We start from the raw sequence: 16,787 nt of genomic DNA on the forward strand, positions 1-16,787 counted from the left end.
CAAGCTAAATCAATCAGCCGCCACTAAATTGTAAAAAACGTTTAGCGGCGGTAGTTTGGGGGTTATTGAAGAATTCCTTCGGAGTGCCACACTCAACAATACTGCCAGCATCCATAAAAATAATGTAATTAGCTAAACGTTTCACTTGGGCTAGCTGATGAGAAGAAAAAATCACCCCGGTGTTTTCTTGTGCGAGAGTCCGAATTAATGCTTCAACTTGTTCGGTGGCGTTAGGATCTAAATTTGCTGTGGGCTCATCAAGTAAAACTAATTGTGGTTTGAGTAAGCGCGCTCGCCCAATACACAGTTTTTGCCGCTCACCAGCCGATAACTTCTTGGCTGGGGCTAGTGCTAAATGAGCCAAGCCAATTTCCCGCAACATAACATCTACAGCACCTGGAGCAGGAGGGTAAGGCGAATCGCTCACTAAATTTAAATTAGCCCGTACGGACGCCTTAATCATTGGCGTATGGTGCAATACCAGCGCGCTTCGTAATGCGCCACTGGGATGTTGTAATGGCATGGTGATATTTCCTTGTTGGGGCTGCACAATGCCATGCAAAGCTTTTAATAAAGAGGTTTTACCAGCGCCATTTGCGCCAATACAAGCGACTACTCCTGTTGCGGGAACATCAGCACTGAGAATATCTAAAATAATTCTATTATCTAAAACCAGTTGCAGCTTACGGATTGCAATCATCTGCTTATCCATAGCGTTGTTCCGCATTATGGCGAATCAGATAGGTAATCAGATTGGCGCCAATTACTAAAGACATGAGTATTAATCCCAAGGCTAGGGCTAGCGGTAAATCACCTTTACTCGTCTCGAGGGCAATCGCAGTTGTCATGGTACGGGTATGGTGATCGATGTTACCGCCAACGATCATGACTGCGCCAATTTCAGAAATGGCGCGTGCTAAACCGGCTAATAAAACAATTGATAAGGAAAAACGGCAATCCCAGATAAGCCATTTAAGGCGCGGTAACCAAGCTAGTTGCAAGGATAAAAACGACTCTCGATGGTAGTTCCAGGCATCTTCAATAAGCTGACGACTTAAGGCGGCAATTAAAGGTGTCGTTAAGCAAAATTGTGCAAGAATCATGCCTTTGACAGTAAACAACCAACCCCAATTACCAATCGGCCCAGTGCGCGATAAGAGCAAATAAACTACCACTCCAACAACAACAGTGGGCACGCCCATCAAGCTATTTAAGACGACGATCAAAAAACGCCGCCCTGTAAATGATTCCGTTGCAAGCAGGGCGCCTATAGGTAGGCCCACTATGCAACCAAGGAAGAGTGCACTGAGGCTCACCTGCAAAGAGACCAGCACAATACCCAGAATGCCGCTATTGGGCTGGCCGAGAAGAAGTAGGGCATCGTTAATGGCTGAAAGCATGAAGTGGAATAAGGGCTAAAGGATCCAAATGGTAAGTTACGCAAGAAACGCTCAGGTATTGATTCTAGCAAGTTAGCTTTCATCTTATTTATAGACGCCTCCCTTGGCCATCGCAATTAATAGAAGCAGTGGCAAAATGGGGCATTCAAATATTGGGAATATTAATTTCAACATGGCTGAAGTCATCTGTCTTTGCAATGGGGTATGGGATGAAGATTTACGCGAATACCTCGATGCGCATCCGATTGCCTCGATTGAGGAGCTGCGCGAGCAGGCCTCGATTTGTAATAAATGCTTGCAATGCGAAGATTTAGTTGCCAGTGAAATTTATGCGGCACGCATCCGTCGCCAAAATGCAGTGGGGCCGACTTGAAGGGTCAGCGCCTGCGGGTGATTACCATGAATATGCATAAGGGGCTCTCGGCCTTGCATCTGCACCCAACGATTTATGGCTTGCGCCAAAAAATGCGTCACCAACATGCTGACCTCATTTTTCTCCAAGAATTACAACAAGAGCATCGTGGTAGAGCAAAACGGTATGGATGGTGGCCACATAATGAATTAACCCATTATTTATCAGCTGGGTTTTGGCGCCATTGGCATTATGGGAAAAATGTTGAATATCAGCACGGGCACCATGGCAATGCTATTTTCTCGCAACATGCTTTACAAAAAGGCCTTAATTACGATATCTCTGCATATCGTTTCGAGCGGCGGGGCTTACTACATAGCCAAATTCAACTTACTGAAAATGGCCCAGTAATTCATTGTTTTTGCGTTCACTTAGCTTTATTTCAAAGTGGACGCGAGCGTCAATTAGTTGAAATTATTGCGCATATTAAGCAATTAACTGCCGGCGGGCCAACTATCGTGGCTGGTGATTTCAACGATTGGCGTAACCGTCTAAGTGAGCCAATGCGCGCCGCGGGCTTTAGCGAAGTATTTGAGGAGTTAACTGGAGTTCCAGCAAAAACCTTTCCAAGCATAAAACCCATTTTACCGATGGATCGAATTTATGTTCGTGGGCTGAAAATTCATTCGGCGGCCTTGTTGCACGATTGGGAAAAATTATCGGACCATTTAGGGATTACGACTGAATTGGAATTGACATGATTTATTTTTATAAACTGCTACAGAATATATATGGTGATACCTTTCTTTTAGGCGATTACTTTCTTTTTTTTACCACCTTACATTTTATTGCAGTTGCCTGTATTGGGCTGCATTTAATTTGGGTGCGACGCACTGTTAGCGTCGCTTTAGCTTGGCTTGGCGTGGTGCTTATTTTTCCTTTCTTGGGTTTAATTGCCTATTTCCTGATCGGTGGTAAATCGATTGGGCGCGCCTTAATGGACAAGGCCGAGAACCTTAAAGATGCACTCCAGCAGCAATTAAATGCCGCATTTAGTTTTTATCAGGCTGACCAAGATCAATTACCTTTTGAGGAAAAAGCTATCAGTCGTTTGGCCGCATCCCACTTTGGCTCCCCTGTCGTTGCAGGTAACCGAATTGATTTATTGACTGATTCGCTAACTATTTTGTCTCACTTTATTGCTGATATTGAAGCGGCAAAAAAATCTTTGCACTTAGAGTTTTATATATGGGCCATTGGCGGTGATGCCGATAAGGTAGCTGAAGCACTGATTAGGGCTGCAAAACGGGGGATCGATTGTAAGGTGCTACTGGATTCATTAGGGAGCAAAGATTGGCTTAATTCAGCTTGGCCTGAGCGCTTAAGGGATGCGGGAGTCGAATTAATTGCCGCTTTACCAATTCATTTTGGCAACTTTCAATTTCGACGAGTTGACTTACGTTTGCATCGTAAAATTTTTGTGATCGATGAAGTCATTGTTTGGACGGGAAGTATGAATCTAGTTGATCCACGCACTTTTAAACAAGATGCGAACGTAGGGGAATGGGTTGATGCGATGTTACGGGTACAGGGCCCCGTTGTTTCTGAATTTGAAACTACTTTCCAAATAGATTGGAGTGTTTGTAACCCTCGAGTGACGCAATTTTATCCCCGGTCATTTCAACAGCAGATTTTGCCAGGCACTATTTTGGCGCAAAAATTATCGACGGGACCGATTGCGCGCGATGATATTTTGTATCAATTCATCCTCTCGGCCTTAATTGATGCGCGCGAAAGTTTAATCATTACCACTCCTTATTTTGGTGCGGATGATGGCTTAATGCAGGCTTTAATGGCTTCAGCCCATCGTGGCGTTGATGTCACTTTAATTGTGCCTAGGAAGAATGATTCCAAATTAGTGGCACTTAGTAGTCGTAGTTATTATGAAGAGTTAATGGCGGCGGGAGTGCGCATTGCTGAATTTAATGGCGGCTTGTTACATACCAAGAGTTTACTCATCGATCGGCGCATAGCCATGTTTGGCTCGGTTAATTTTGATATGCGTAGTCTGCATCTTAATTTTGAAATTAGTTTACTGGTATATAACACTGAATTTTGTCAGCGCCTTAATGCCCTCTTGCAAACGTATATTCAAAAATCGAGTTTTGTTGATCCAGTGGCTTGGGCTAAACGCAGTCGCCTACAAAGGCTGAAAGAAAATGCAGCATATTTAATTTCACCGCTACTCTAAGCAGAGTGAGGTTTAAAAATTAAATTGTGCCTGCTTGGCGTAGTGTACTAATTTCATTCTCCGACAAGCCTAATTCTTCTAAGATAGCGGTGGTATGTTCTCCTACACTGGGTATGGGACCCATGCGGTATTCATAGGCATCATTAATACCGGGGGGAATGAGCGCTGGCATCGTACCGCTCGCACTTTCTACTTCGGCCCAGCGTTGCCGAGCGGCTAGTTGTTGGTGTTGCCACAAGCCAGCCATATCATTCAATTGCGCATTGGCTATTTGAGCCTGATCAAGCCTAGCAATGACTTGTTGGCTATTAAGCGGGCGAAAGGTATCTAAAATAATTTGCTTAAGGGCGGCACGATTCTCATTACGCAGGGCATTACTATTAAAGCGAGGATCAATAGCTAGTGCTTCATTCAGAAGAACCTGACGGCAAAATTGCAACCATTCCCGCTCATTTTGTAGGCCTAGCATCACCGTCTTACCATCCCCCGCCAGAAAAGGTCCATACGGATATATAGTGGCATGCGAGGCACCATTGCGTGAAGGAGGATCCGTATTATCCATCGCGTAATACAGCGGGAAACTCATCCATTCACTTAAACATTCCAGCATCGAAATATCAATACAAGAGCCAAGACCCGTTTTCTCACGAAGTAGCAGCGCAGCCAATATATTTGAGTAGGCATACATACCTGCAGCAATATCACCTATCGAGTTTCCCGCCTTACTGGGTTCATCTGGTGTACCGGTAACCGATAAAAACCCAGCTTCGCTTTGAATTAATAGGTCGTAGGCTTTCTTATCGCGATAGGGGCCGTCATTGCCATAACCAGAAACATCGCAATAAATTAAGCGTGGATTGACTTTTTGCAAATGATCGGCACTCAGGCCCATACGGCTAGCGGCCCCAGGCGCTAAGTTTTGTACGAAGATGTCAGCCGTTTGTAGTAGCTTATGCAAAATTTCTAAGGCAGCCGCTTGTTTTAAATCAAGCGTTAAGCTTTCTTTGGAACGATTAACCCAAACAAAATGGGATGACATGCCTTTAGCGCGGGTGTCGTATGCACGTGCAAAGTCGCCTAAACCAGGGCGCTCAATCTTAATGACGCGGGCCCCTAAGTCGGCCAACTGGCGAGTACAAAAGGGCGCTGCAATCACATGCTCTAAGGCTATCACCGTGATGCCATCAAGGGGTCGTTGGGCCACCTGGGTTTGCTGGGGCTTGGCTTGAGTGGAAGACATTAGAAGGAGCGGGGTAAACCGAGAACATGCTCAGCAATGTAAGCGTAAATTAAGTTGGTTGAAATGGGGGCTACTTGATACAGACGGGTTTCACGAAATTTACGTTCAATATCGTATTCACTGGCGAAGCCAAAGCCACCAAAGGTTTGTATACACATATTGGCTGCTTCCCATGAGGCTTTTGCAGCTAAATATTTCGCCATATTCGCTTCGGCACCACATGCAGCGCTAGCGTCAAATAGGTTACAGGCTTTGAAGCGCATTAAATTGGCGGCTTCAGTTTCAATATAACTTTCAGCGAGAGGAAATTGAATGCCCTGATTTTTACCAATGGGGCGATCAAAGACGATACGTTCATTGGCATAGCGACGTGCGCGGTCAATAAACCAGTACGCATCGCCGATGCACTCAGCGGCAATTAAGGCGCGCTCTGCATTTAGCCCATCGAGAATATATTTAAAGCCTTGCCCTTCAGTGCCAATTAAATTTTCCGCAGGAATTGCGAGGTTGTCAAAAAATACTTCATTAGTTTCATGATTGACCATGTTATTAATTGGGCGCACTTCCATGCCCTGACCGATTGCATTGGCCAAGTTCACAATAAAAATGGACATGCCCTCCGATTTCTTTTTTACTTCTGCTAAGGGGGTGGTACGCGCTAATAAAATCATTAAGTCGGAATGTTGAATGCGCGAAATCCAGACCTTTTGACCATGAATAAAATACTGATCCCCTTTTTTCACTGCCATGGTTTTTAGTTTTGTCGTATCGGTGCCAGTACTCGGTTCAGTAACTGCCATACTTTGCAAGCGCCATTCGCCGGCGGCAATTTTGGGTAAGTAAAGCTGTTTTTGTGCTTCTGAGCCATGCCTCAGTAAGGTTCCCATGTTGTACATTTGTCCATGGCAGGATCCAGCATTGCCCCCAGAAAAATTAATCTCTTCCATAATGACCGATGCTTCTGCCAAGCCTAGACCAGAGCCACCATATTCCTCAGGAATGAGGGCGGATAGCCAGCCTGCTTCAGTCAGGGTTTTGACGAAGGCCTCTGGATAGGCGCGCTGATGATCAATCGCCTGCCAATAAGCCGAATCAAATTGCCCACAAATTGCCCTGAGGGCTTCACGTATAGCTTGATATTGGTCGGGCTGGGGAATAGTGGGGTTCATGGTTTAAGACGTTTAGTTTGAGACGCAATTAAAATAGACGGATTAATCTTTTGATGCCTCTAGCATAATCGAATTGCTTATGGAGTAGTCATCAATCAGGGGGTAGGCAATGCGGCAAATTCTTGCAGGGATTAAGGTGTTGGAGTTAGGGCAATTAATTGCTGGCCCTTTTGCTGCCAAAACTTTAGCTGATTTTGGCGCTGAGATCATCAAAGTTGAGGCTCCCGGCGAGGGCGATCCTTTGCGTAAATGGCGCATGTTGCATGAAGGAACTTCTGTTTGGTGGCAAGCGCAGTCGCGCAATAAAGAATCGGTCTGTCTTGATTTACGCGTTCCTGAGGGGCAAGCAATTGCCCGCAGTTTAGCTGTAGAGGCTGATATCTTAGTTGAAAATTTTCGCCCCGGTACCCTGGAAAAATGGGGCTTAGGTTGGGACGATTTACATCGCCTTAATCCGCGCTTAATTATGTTGCGCATTTCTGGCTTTGGTCAAGATGGACCTCGGCGCGATGAACCTGGCTTTGCAGCAATTGGCGAGGCCATGGCTGGACTGCGTTATATCACTGGTGAGCCTGAGGGTGTACCTGTACGCGCTGGCATTTCTTTGGGCGATACGATTGCAGGCCTGCATGGAGCATTAGGTGTTTTATTGGCCCTGTATGAGCGCGATGCGCGTGGTGGTGAAGGGCAAATGATTGATGTTGCCCTGTACGAAGCGGTTTTCAACTTAACTGAAAGTTTGTTACCTGAATATTCGGTATTTGGCACTATTCGGCAACCGGCAGGGGGTGCCCTACCTGGCATTGCGCCCTCGAACGCCTATCCTTGCGCCGATGGCCAATATATTTTGATAGCAGGCAATGGTGATTCGATTTTTAAGCGTTTAATGAATTTAATTGGCCGCGCTGATTTGGCTGAAGACCCAGCCTTGGCTCGCAACGATGGGCGCGCTAAAAGAGCAGTTGAGATTGATACCGCGATTGGCGAGTGGACCTGCCAATTTCAGTTAGAGGACTTGTTAGAGCGCTTATTACATGCCGCAGTGCCCGCAGGGCGGATTTATACCGCGCAGGATATTGCTACCGACCCGCATTATGCTGCCCGTGGGGCAATTGCTACAGTAAAGTCTGCCGACGGTTTGTCGGTAGCGATGCCAGCCATCTTCCCGAAGCTATCTCATAACCCTGGTGCAATTCGTCAACGTGCACCAACCCTTGGCGAGCACACCGATGCGGTGTTATTAGCAGCAGGTTTAACTGCGGCACAAATTATCTCCTTACGTGCAGCTGGGGTCATTGCTTAATGGCAGAAATACTGCAGCAATTATTGCAATGGGCGCAGTTACCTAGCGTGGGCTTAAGCACTTTATTTATTACCGCCTTTGCTTCGGCAACTCTGATTCCGCTGGGCTCTGAGCCCATTTTATTTGGATACATTAGTTTGCGACCCGATATGTATTGGGCTGCGATTGGGGTCGCGACATTGGGCAATACCTTAGGTGGTATGTTCGACTGGTGGATGGGTTTAATTGCCCGCAATGCTTATGAATCATTAAAGGGCCCAACCCATTACCGCATTGGCAAGTGGTTTGAACGCAGTGGGCCAAAATTATTATTATTGGCGTGGGTACCCATCATTGGCGACCCCCTCTGTGTGGTTGCAGGCTGGATGCGCTTAGCTTGGCTACCTTGCCTAATTTATATGGCAATTGGAAAACTATTACGTTTTATAATGATGACTTGGTTATTAACTGAAATCCCAATGCAGTATTGGCATCAATTGGCCGAATGGTTGCATTTACCAGTTTTGCATTAAGCTTAGAGCCACCTAAACAGCGCAATATTTTTGCTGAATGTCATCATTATCAAGTAAACGTTGCGCAGTATCTTCAAATACAATTTCGCCTTGATCAATAATATAGGCTCGATCAGAAATAGACAGGGCTTGTTGTACATTTTGCTCAACCAATAAAATAGTGATACCTTGACTGCGCATGCGAGCAAATAATTCAAACATTTCATCGACTAAAACTGGCATGATGCCTTCAGACGGCTCATCAAGCAAAATCATTTTTGGCTTACCAATCATGGCTCGGGCGATAGCGAGCATTTGTTGTTCACCCCCAGAGAGTGAGCTACCATCTTGATGCAGGCGCTCCTTTAAACGTGGGAAGGTTTCTGCTATTTCATCAACTAAGGCATGCAAATCGCCGCGCGATTTTTTGGCAATAACACCTAACTCAAGATTTTCTTTTACTGTTAAGCCCGGCACAATACGTCGATCTTCAGGAACGTAAGCTAAGCCAAGGTGGTAACGCAGGTGGGCGGGTTGCTCGAGAAACGATTTTCCATCAAATAGGGCAGTGCCACTGCGCTTTTCAACTAAACCCATTAAGGTACGCAGAGTAGTCGTTTTTCCAGCGCCATTGCGTCCCATAAGGGTCACAATTTCGCCGCGATGAATTTCTAAATTCAGGCCCTGAATGACGTGGCTTTGGTCATACCAGGCGTTGAGCTTTTCAACTTTTAACATCATCAACCCTGACCTAAATAAACACGTCGAACTTCAGCATTACTCTGAATTTCATCAGGACTGCCTTCAGCCAAAAATTCACCATGGTGTAAAACAATAATACGTTGGCAAAGACCCATAATTAACTTCATTTTGTGCTCAACTAAAATGACGGTACGCTCAGTAGCGAGGGTACGAATTAAATCCATCATTACTAGTGTTTCTTCAGGTGACATGCCTGCAGTAGGCTCATCTAATAATAATAAGCTGGGGTTACAGGCTAGGGCCATGGCTATTTCCAGGGCACGTTGTTGGCCATGGGCTAAATCACCAGCTTTCCGATCGCGTAATTTTTCTAAATTCACGCGTTGCAGTAATTCATTCGCGATGATGATGGGGTCGGGATAGCTCTGTGCATTTTTCAAGAAATTAAAACGAGACACCTCCATTTGGGCGGCAACCCGCACATTTTCGTGCACGCTAAGTTTTTTAAAAACATTAGTAATTTGAAAGCTTTTCGAAATTCCTTGGCGCGGAAACTCATATTGCGGTTGCCCAGTGAGATTAACGCCATTAAAGATGATCTCGCCGCTAGACGGAGGAAATGCGCCGCTGAGAAGATTAAAAAAAGTACTTTTACCAGCGCCATTAGGGCCAATAATCGCCGTTAATGAGCCCGCTGCAAAACTCGCTGAAACATCATTAAGTGCCCGAAACTTACCAAAGTACATGGTGAGGTTGCGCGCCTCAAGAATAGGGGGAGTTGGCGAGAGACTCATTTTGAATTTTTTGAAAGCGGTAATTTATGCAAAATGCTGCCCCAAATTCCTTGCGGAAAAAAGAGTACAAAAAACATAAAGATAAGACCAACAACTAACATCCAATGCGTGGTGAAATTAGTGATAACGTCCTCAAGGTAGAGCATGACTGCTGCGCCAATAAAGGGCCCAAAGAAGGTACCCATCCCCCCTAAAATACTCATCATCACCGCTTGGCCCGATTGCAAATAATGTAAGGAGTCGATTGGTACAATCGACAGATGCAAGGCTCGCAATGACCCGGCTAAACCACAAATTCCCGCAGATAAAATAAAGACTAGTAGCTTGGTACGCGCAACATTAAAGCCGCAAGCAGCAGCCCGTTTTTCATTTTCGCGAATCGCCTCCATGACTGCGCCTAGTGGTGAATTTAAAATACGCGATACAAACCAAATAGCCGCCAGTGCAAAAATAAAAATAAAATAGTATTTAGTGATTGGATTAAGCAGATCTACAGTGAAACCGAAGAAAGAAAATGAATCTACTTTTACACCCCGTAAACCATTTTCGCCGCCCGTCAGGCTTTCAGCCTTATAAAAAATATAATAAATAATTTGACCCAAGGCAAGCGTGACCATTGAAAAATAAATGCCGCGCGTGCGGATCGCTAAAAAGCCCATCACCAAGCCACCAAGCGCAGCCCCAAGCACTCCAATAACAATTGCCAAACCCCATGGTAATGAGAAATGAACCATGCTAATACCCGTAAGGTAACCGCCCATACCTAAAAATGCACCATGGCCAAAAGACAGTAGGCCCATATAGCCAAACAATAAATTAAAGCCCATAGCAAATAAACCAAATACCAAAATATTGATTGCCAGTGCTTCATAGGGCATAACGAAGGGTAGAATCAATAAGGCAATAGCGACTGAAATTACGCGATGACGAGCAATAGCTTGAGTTATTTTCGCGAGATTAGTTTGGGTTGATGGCATGGTGAATTTGATTTAACCCATTAATCCGGCTTTACCGAACAGACCTTGTGGGCGAATAATTAGCACTACTGCCATCAAGACAAAAATGGAAAGTTCGGCCAAATCGGGCGCAAATAGTGAAGTCATACTGTACACAATGCCCACTAGTAAGCCGGCAACCACGGCGCCAACGGGTGAACCCATACCACCTACAACTGTCACCACAAAAGACTCGGCCAAAATAGGAATACCCATTTCAGGATTAACCGAACGAGTAGGCGAGGCTAAGATCCCCGAGAGGCCTGCAATAGCTGTACCAACTGCAAATACTAACAACCAAACCGTGGCAATATCAACACCCAATACCTTAAGGATTTCTTGATCACGTGAACCTGCTTTAATAATTAAGCCATAGCGGGTTTTTTGAATAAATAACCAGATGCATAAAATAATGACTGCGGTAGCCAAGATTAAAAAAAGTCGGTATTTGGGAAAGTAACCAAAGCCCACATTTACTGAGCCGCTAAGACCCTCGGGGGTAATTGACGGCATACCCTCAATACCAAAAATAATCCGAGTCAATTCAATTAAGACATACGAGAGACCAAAGGTGAGTAGCAGAGGGTAATCAATGCCACGACCATACATGGGGCGCACCAAAAAGCGCTCGGTGATTAAGCCCATTACACCAGTAATAAGTGGGACTACCAGCAAACTAAACCAAAAGCTGCCTGTAAGGCCCAAAAAATAAACCCCTAAAAATGCACCGACCATAAAAAAAGCACCGTGAGCAAAATTCACGACGGTTAGCATGCCAAAAATTAAGCACAGACCAAGCGCAAGCAAAGCATAAATACTACCCAAGGCAATCCCCGTCAACAATTGCATGCAGAGTAGGTCGAGGGTTAATCCAGTCATGACGTTTGACATTAAAAAACCGATACCCAATTCAAGCTTTGAGGGTATCGGCCTTTCATTGGCTGCAGTTTTGTACTTAGGCTTTAAATCCTAACTCAGCACAGCTACGCATATTTTCTTCCGAGACTGGATCAATCTGCAAAATATTAAAGACGTCGTACTTATCTTTCATATTTTTTGATTTTGAGTCGATTAGAATAACCGACTGTACTGCCTGATGATCGCACTTGCGGTAATACTCTGGTCCTTTGTACCAATCATATTTTAATTGTTCAAGCGCTGTAATCACTTTTGCGGTATCGGTAGACTTCGCATTTTTAATGGCTTGTAAGATACTACGAATTCCTGAATATCCTAGAGCGCCATAGTCGGAAGGAACTGCTCCACCATAGGCTTTACGAAAACGATCGTTAAATATCTTGGCGCTGGGAATACGATCTTCCAGACCCCAGTAATAAGAAGTGCCGCCCATGATGCCTTCAAAGGCCTCTGGGCCTCCTGCTTGCCGCGCCGTGTAGAGCAGCACTGGGGTAACAATTTTCATGCTGTTCTTTAGACCAAAGTCGGTGCATTGCTTAGCGGAGTTAACTAGATCACGACCAAAGTTACATAACACCAAAATATCAGGATTTAAGGCTTTAATCCGTGGTAAGAAAGCGGAGTAATCTGCTGCGCCAAGGGGGTGCCGAATATCAGCCAAGGTAGTTGCCCCCATCTTTTTACCCGCCCGTTCAAAAGCACGCACCATTTCGTGACCATAGGCATAGTCAGCAGTGAGAAAAACAATTTTTTTACCAAAGCGAGGAATCGCATAGCGGGCTACAGCGCCTGCAGTCATGGTGGGATTTAATGCTTCATGAAAGGTATAGATGCTCCAATCTTTTACTTCATTAATTGCATCAGACTGACTAATCGAGTTAAAAATGACTTTACGCTCTTTACAAACTGCATTAATTGAGAGCTGAGTAGCGGCAGATAAGGAGCCCACCACATAATCGACTTTATCTTTTTCAATTAACTCAAGAGTGCGAGTAGCAGCTTCACCAGGATTTAATTTGTCATCGCGAACCAATAATTCCGCTTTGCGACCATTAAAGCCGCCAGCCTCATTAAATTCTTTAATCGCTAACTCGGCAGCTCGAGCTTGATCTTGCGCTTCTGCAGAAAAGGGTCCGGTTAAGGGGGTTGGAAAACCAATCTTAATTGGTGCTGCCTGTGCTTTGGCAATATTGAACCAAAATGGTGTCGAGGCAACAGCTGCGCCACCGATTAGCAGTTTGCGACGCTGGGGATTTGTGCTTGGTTTGCGGCTCATGGTGTCTCCTTCATAAAAACGTTTTATATTGAAATGAATAACTATTTTTTAAATCTTAACTGAATGCTGGAATTCTTGTGGTACAGCCTTACCTGCTGCTAATAATTGACTAATATCAACTGCGGTTTCAGACATCACTGTAATAGCATTGCGTTTTACGGCAGTAGCCGATAGTTCTGCTGAATTTCCTTGCTTGCCTTGAGACTGCATATACCGCCCAAGGTACTGCGCCCGCTTTACTACTTGTTGGCCCAGTGTAAGGCGGGAATTTTCATAGGCCAGCAAGGCTTGCGGGGTAGCCCCAAAGCTGGCAATACAACTGGTGATGACACGCGCTTCATCCCCGGCTTTGGTAACCCCCATACCGACATGTGGGCGACCAACAAAGGCCGCATCACCCATCAAGGCAACGCGATTAAAAGCAATTTGCTGCGAATAGACGTCATAAATAGCTTGCAAAAAAGGTTGCGGGGTTTTTTCGGTTACTTCGGCAAATTGTGGTGCCAAAATCGCCCGCGCGGTTTCCCGCATATGCGCTATGTGGCGCCAGGCAACTTTAGCCGGAGGAATGCCCAAGGGATAGGTTATGCCATCAGTATCGGTGAGTAATTCAGTAAGCTCACTAGTCGAGTCAGCGGGTCGATACCAGACAAAGTTATAACGGCGCTTACCAGCACGCGTGTCGTTACCTGATCCTGCTACTGGATAGCCGAGCATTTGCTCGCCACTCGGTAAGCAAAATCCGAAGTAATTGAAAAGACTTGTACGGGTGTAATTTGATAACACGCTTTCATCGCAAACCCCGCGCCAAGCAATGTAACCAGCATATTCGGGCTGCACCATGGGCGCAAGTTGGGCCCGCACTCCCGAGCGAATTCCATCAGAAGCAATTAAGAGTTCAGCCTGGTATTCACTTTTATCTTCACAAGTAATTTTTACAGCACTAGCGGTTTGACTCAGGCAAATTATTGTTTTGCCTTGTAAATATCGCTCAGGTGGAAATTGATTTTTCAGTAGGTGGTAAAGCCTACTCCACGAAGTTAAGACTTGCGGTAATAGCATCTCGTCGAGACAGTGCCCATCTTCGGCTAAAGTCACCCTTTTATTAACCTGAACGCCGAGTGATTCATTCACTGGCACGCCTGCAATGATGAGTGCTTCTGCCAGCGCATCATGGGTAACAATCCCCGCGCCACGTCCATCTAGCGAGCCTAAGGCCTTTTCTAAAATAACTACATCATGACCTTGGCGAAGTAGCATATTGGCGACAAACAGACCGCCTAGAGAGCCGCCTGCGACGATTATTTTTGCCATTGACGGGTTAGCCTTGCGCATCTAAAGCGGCTTTTTCAGCAGCTGGATAATTCAGTTCAATGACAATACCATTAGGGTCATCAAGAAAAATTTGGTGCAACTTTAAGACAGGCACAGTTCGTTCGCGATAGGGTACTGCCAGGGTTTTTAATTTTTTCAGCATAGCGCCTAAGCCAGCAGCTAAAAAAGCAATATGATCAATGGCCCCTGAGCCTTGTAAAGAGGTAAAGTCACGCTCACCTAAATATTTTTTTAAGCCCTCTGGATCATTTTTATCGATCGCGATAAGGTGCAGAACTGCATTGTTGTAATCATTATCTGCACCGCTATATAGCCACACACCGGGAAAAGGAAAATCAGGGCGCGGGCCTTTTTTTAAATCTAAAACTTGGGAATAAAAAGCCACCGTTTTTTCAATTTCTAAACTACGAATAGAGAAATGATTCAAAATTAATTGCGCCATCATGACCTCGCTGAAGATGTAAATAGATTTTGGGCAGACAAAAGATAGGAATAAATTCGATCTTTAATAATTGCCTCATCGGTCTGTGGCGACGTGGGGCTGTAAATCGCCTGGCCATAGATCCACCGCCGAATACCAATGTAAAAAATACCGCCGTGCAAGCCCATTAGCAACTCGAGTTCACGGTTACTTGGTTTAGCGCGGGTATTACGGTGGCAATATTTTCGTGTTTCACGAATAAGGCGAGGAATTAAGCGCGAGCGTAAGGATTCAAAAAAGCGATCACTAATGGCGTGGTCGCTTAAGCCCGAATAAATGAGAATGCGCACAAAGTCGTAAGTGAGCACACTAGCGGTGTAATCGAGATAGAAGGCATTTAACTTGGCCTCGGGTAGTTGTGTTTTATCATCTAGTAGATCTTCCCACTCGGTTTTCCAACGCCGCTCAAAAACCTCTTGATAGACTTTTTTAATCAGTGCATCTTTGGTGGGAAAGTAATGATATAGAAGGGTGTGGGTAATACCCAGTTCATCTGTAAGGTTACGTAATTGCCCATCCATCCCATAGCGAGCAAAAAATTGGATTGCCCCATCAATAATTTGTTTATGACGATCAACCGTGCTCATCCGTCGCCGCAGGGCAGGTGGCTTATCTAAAACTCCGCTAGTGATGAATTCCATGCCTTTAAGGGTTTATCCTCATTTAGTCTTATTGACCAAAGGTTCAATAATGGTTCATTGTTGACCACTTGGTTGATAAGACTCTATTCGTATAAACCCGAGGAGATTGAATGGAACTCAATGGCGAGCAGTTTATTGCTGCTTCTGTGCCCGTTGTTTGGCGGGGCTTAAATGACATTGCAGTGCTGGGAAAGGCAATTCCGGGTTGTGAATCCATTGAGCGAATTTCGCCTGAAGAAGTTCACGCTAAGGTGATGTTTAAGATTGGCCCCGTGCGTGCTCGGTTCGCTGGCAAGCTGTTGCTTTCTGAAGTAGTTGAAGAAAAATCGTGTGCACTGGCTTTTGAAGGCTCGGGTGGAGCCGCTGGCTTTGCCAAAGGACGCTCGCGCGTTGAATTAAGTAATGCTGAAGGAGGTACCTTAGTGAGCTTTACTACCGAGGCCTCAATTGGCGGTAAGTTAGGGCAAATTGGCGGGCGCTTAATTAGTGCTTCAGCAAAAAAAATTGCAGATGATTTTTTTCAAGCTTTTGCTAAAGAATTAAATCCCCTTGCTAATGAAATTACCGATGGGGGCGTAGCGTGAAAGCAGCAGCGTTTGATTATATTAAGGCGCAATCTGTTCCCGAGGTATTGGCCTTAATGAGCGAGCATGGTGATGATGCCCGTTTAATGGCTGGTGGCCAAACATTATTGGCTACCTTGAATATGCGCTTATCAGAGCCCCAGTTATTGATTGACATTACAGAACTGACTGAACTAAAAGGCATTGAAATAATTGGCGAGCATTTGTGGGTTGGCGCTTTAGTTACGCATACTGAAATTGAAAACGCCGCCCTAGTAAAAAAATATGCGCCGATTTTATGCGCAGCAGCTCCGCATATTGCCCATCGGGCTATTCGTAATTTAGGTACTTGGGGCGGCTCATTAGTGTATGGTGATCCAGCAGCCGAGTGGCCTGCTTGCAGTATTGCCGTGAATGCAACCATGGTAGTGCGAGGCCTGCAGGGCGAGCGCCGCATTCTAGCAAGCGATTTTTTTGTCGATTTATATACCACCGCCTTGGCGCCTGATGAAATCTTAATGGGCACTGAAATTCCGCTGGCAAATGCGAAACAGGTTTTCTCTTTTCAAGAATTAGCGCGACGGCATGGCGATTATGCTGTGGCAGGCTTAGCTGCGGTAGCAAAAAAAACAGGCCAAGTTTTTAGCGACTGCCATTTTGTTTTTTTCTCCGTAGCGACAACGCCGGTAGCTGCGGTGCAAGCGCAAAGCCTAGTTAATGGCCAAGCGGTGAACGCCGAATTAATTGCAGCAGCAGTTGCAGCAGCGCGTGCGGAGATTGAAACCATGGAAGATATTACCAATAGCGCCGCAGCCAAAAGTCATTTAGTCGGTGTGCTACTTGAGCGGGCTTTAAAAAAAATGTTAGCTGAGTAAA

At 45.3% G+C, this 16,787-nt stretch carries 19 protein-coding genes; 7 read left to right on the plus strand and 12 right to left on the minus strand.

The window, feature by feature from the left end; translation table 11 throughout:
* Window positions 1-13: 13 nt before the first annotated feature.
* Window positions 14-700 (minus strand): ATP-binding cassette domain-containing protein, encoded by a 687-nt coding sequence (locus LZT21_RS04715; RefSeq protein WP_233923892.1) that lies wholly within the window; start codon window positions 698-700, stop codon window positions 14-16.
* Window positions 701-704: 4 nt separating this feature from the next.
* Window positions 705-1,400: an ABC transporter permease gene (locus LZT21_RS04720; protein WP_233923893.1), complete on the minus strand. Its 696-nt coding sequence runs from the start codon at window positions 1,398-1,400 to the stop codon at window positions 705-707.
* A gap of 136 nt (window positions 1,401-1,536) precedes the next feature.
* On the opposite strand from LZT21_RS04720, the gene LZT21_RS04725 reads away from it, so the two are divergent.
* From LZT21_RS04725 to cls, 3 genes are read left to right on the plus strand one after another with little or no spacing between them, the layout of a single operon-like run.
* Window positions 1,537-1,773 carry a (2Fe-2S)-binding protein gene (locus LZT21_RS04725; RefSeq protein ID WP_233923894.1) on the plus strand — a complete coding sequence of 79 codons (237 nt, stop codon included), beginning with the start codon at window positions 1,537-1,539 and terminating at the stop codon, window positions 1,771-1,773.
* Window positions 1,774-1,799: 26 nt separating this feature from the next.
* Window positions 1,800-2,513, plus strand: coding sequence for an endonuclease/exonuclease/phosphatase family protein (locus tag LZT21_RS04730; protein ID WP_233923895.1), 714 nt, complete (start codon window positions 1,800-1,802; stop codon window positions 2,511-2,513).
* Window positions 2,510-4,003: a cardiolipin synthase gene (gene cls, locus LZT21_RS04735; protein WP_233989545.1), complete on the plus strand. Its 1,494-nt coding sequence runs from the start codon at window positions 2,510-2,512 to the stop codon at window positions 4,001-4,003. Before LZT21_RS04730 ends, cls begins: the two co-directional genes overlap by 4 nt.
* 19 nt (window positions 4,004-4,022) lie before the next feature.
* Here the strand turns inward: cls and LZT21_RS04740 are convergent, their stop codons facing one another.
* Together LZT21_RS04740 and LZT21_RS04745 are read right to left on the minus strand one after the other, a co-directional pair.
* Window positions 4,023-5,243, minus strand: coding sequence for a CaiB/BaiF CoA-transferase family protein (locus LZT21_RS04740; RefSeq protein WP_233989551.1), 1,221 nt, complete (start codon window positions 5,241-5,243; stop codon window positions 4,023-4,025).
* Entirely contained in the window at window positions 5,243-6,412 is a 1,170-nt protein-coding gene (locus LZT21_RS04745; protein WP_233923898.1) for an acyl-CoA dehydrogenase family protein, read from the minus strand. Before LZT21_RS04745 ends, LZT21_RS04740 begins: the two co-directional genes overlap by 1 nt.
* A 109-nt stretch (window positions 6,413-6,521) precedes the next feature.
* Between LZT21_RS04745 and LZT21_RS04750 the strand changes: the two genes are divergently transcribed.
* Complete coding sequence (locus tag LZT21_RS04750; protein WP_233923899.1) at window positions 6,522-7,715, plus strand: CaiB/BaiF CoA-transferase family protein; 1,194 nt, start codon at window positions 6,522-6,524, stop codon at window positions 7,713-7,715.
* Window positions 7,715-8,227 carry a YqaA family protein gene (locus tag LZT21_RS04755; RefSeq protein ID WP_233923900.1) on the plus strand — a complete coding sequence of 171 codons (513 nt, stop codon included), beginning with the start codon at window positions 7,715-7,717 and terminating at the stop codon, window positions 8,225-8,227. Before LZT21_RS04750 ends, LZT21_RS04755 begins: the two co-directional genes overlap by 1 nt.
* A 12-nt stretch (window positions 8,228-8,239) precedes the next feature.
* Here LZT21_RS04755 and LZT21_RS04760 read toward each other — a convergent pair whose 3' ends face one another.
* The 8 genes from LZT21_RS04760 to LZT21_RS04795 all read right to left on the minus strand — a co-directional run bounded on the left by LZT21_RS04760 (window position 8,240) and on the right by LZT21_RS04795 (window position 15,348).
* A complete protein-coding gene (locus tag LZT21_RS04760) occupies window positions 8,240-8,944 on the minus strand; it encodes an ABC transporter ATP-binding protein (RefSeq protein ID WP_233923901.1) in 705 nt (234 codons plus the stop codon).
* 2 nt (window positions 8,945-8,946) lie between these two features.
* Window positions 8,947-9,702 (minus strand): ABC transporter ATP-binding protein, encoded by a 756-nt coding sequence (locus LZT21_RS04765; RefSeq protein ID WP_233923902.1) that lies wholly within the window; start codon window positions 9,700-9,702, stop codon window positions 8,947-8,949.
* Window positions 9,699-10,679: a branched-chain amino acid ABC transporter permease gene (locus tag LZT21_RS04770; protein ID WP_233989553.1), complete on the minus strand. Its 981-nt coding sequence runs from the start codon at window positions 10,677-10,679 to the stop codon at window positions 9,699-9,701. Before LZT21_RS04770 ends, LZT21_RS04765 begins: the two co-directional genes overlap by 4 nt.
* A gap of 12 nt (window positions 10,680-10,691) precedes the next feature.
* Entirely contained in the window at window positions 10,692-11,588 is an 897-nt protein-coding gene (locus LZT21_RS04775; RefSeq protein ID WP_233923904.1) for a branched-chain amino acid ABC transporter permease, read from the minus strand.
* 64 nt (window positions 11,589-11,652) lie between these two features.
* Complete coding sequence (locus tag LZT21_RS04780) at window positions 11,653-12,891, minus strand: ABC transporter substrate-binding protein (RefSeq protein ID WP_233923905.1); 1,239 nt, start codon at window positions 12,889-12,891, stop codon at window positions 11,653-11,655.
* Window positions 12,892-12,939: 48 nt separating this feature from the next.
* Entirely contained in the window at window positions 12,940-14,205 is a 1,266-nt protein-coding gene (locus LZT21_RS04785; RefSeq protein ID WP_233923906.1) for an FAD-dependent oxidoreductase, read from the minus strand.
* A 7-nt stretch (window positions 14,206-14,212) separates the two neighbouring features.
* Entirely contained in the window at window positions 14,213-14,671 is a 459-nt protein-coding gene (locus LZT21_RS04790; RefSeq protein ID WP_370634775.1) for a VOC family protein, read from the minus strand.
* Complete coding sequence (locus LZT21_RS04795; protein WP_233923908.1) at window positions 14,668-15,348, minus strand: TetR/AcrR family transcriptional regulator; 681 nt, start codon at window positions 15,346-15,348, stop codon at window positions 14,668-14,670. The genes LZT21_RS04790 and LZT21_RS04795 overlap by 4 nt, the downstream gene beginning before the upstream one ends.
* Window positions 15,349-15,458: 110 nt before the next feature.
* On the opposite strand from LZT21_RS04795, the gene LZT21_RS04800 reads away from it, so the two are divergent.
* Window positions 15,459-15,932 (plus strand): CoxG family protein, encoded by a 474-nt coding sequence (locus LZT21_RS04800; RefSeq protein WP_233923909.1) that lies wholly within the window; start codon window positions 15,459-15,461, stop codon window positions 15,930-15,932.
* Window positions 15,929-16,786: an FAD binding domain-containing protein gene (locus LZT21_RS11910; RefSeq protein ID WP_233989560.1), complete on the plus strand. Its 858-nt coding sequence runs from the start codon at window positions 15,929-15,931 to the stop codon at window positions 16,784-16,786. Before LZT21_RS04800 ends, LZT21_RS11910 begins: the two co-directional genes overlap by 4 nt.
* The last annotated feature ends 1 nt before the right edge of the window (window position 16,787 follow it).

Origin of the sequence: Polynucleobacter sp. IMCC 30228 (assembly GCF_021395205.1) — a bacterium.
Classification (GTDB): domain Bacteria; phylum Pseudomonadota; class Gammaproteobacteria; order Burkholderiales; family Burkholderiaceae; genus Polynucleobacter.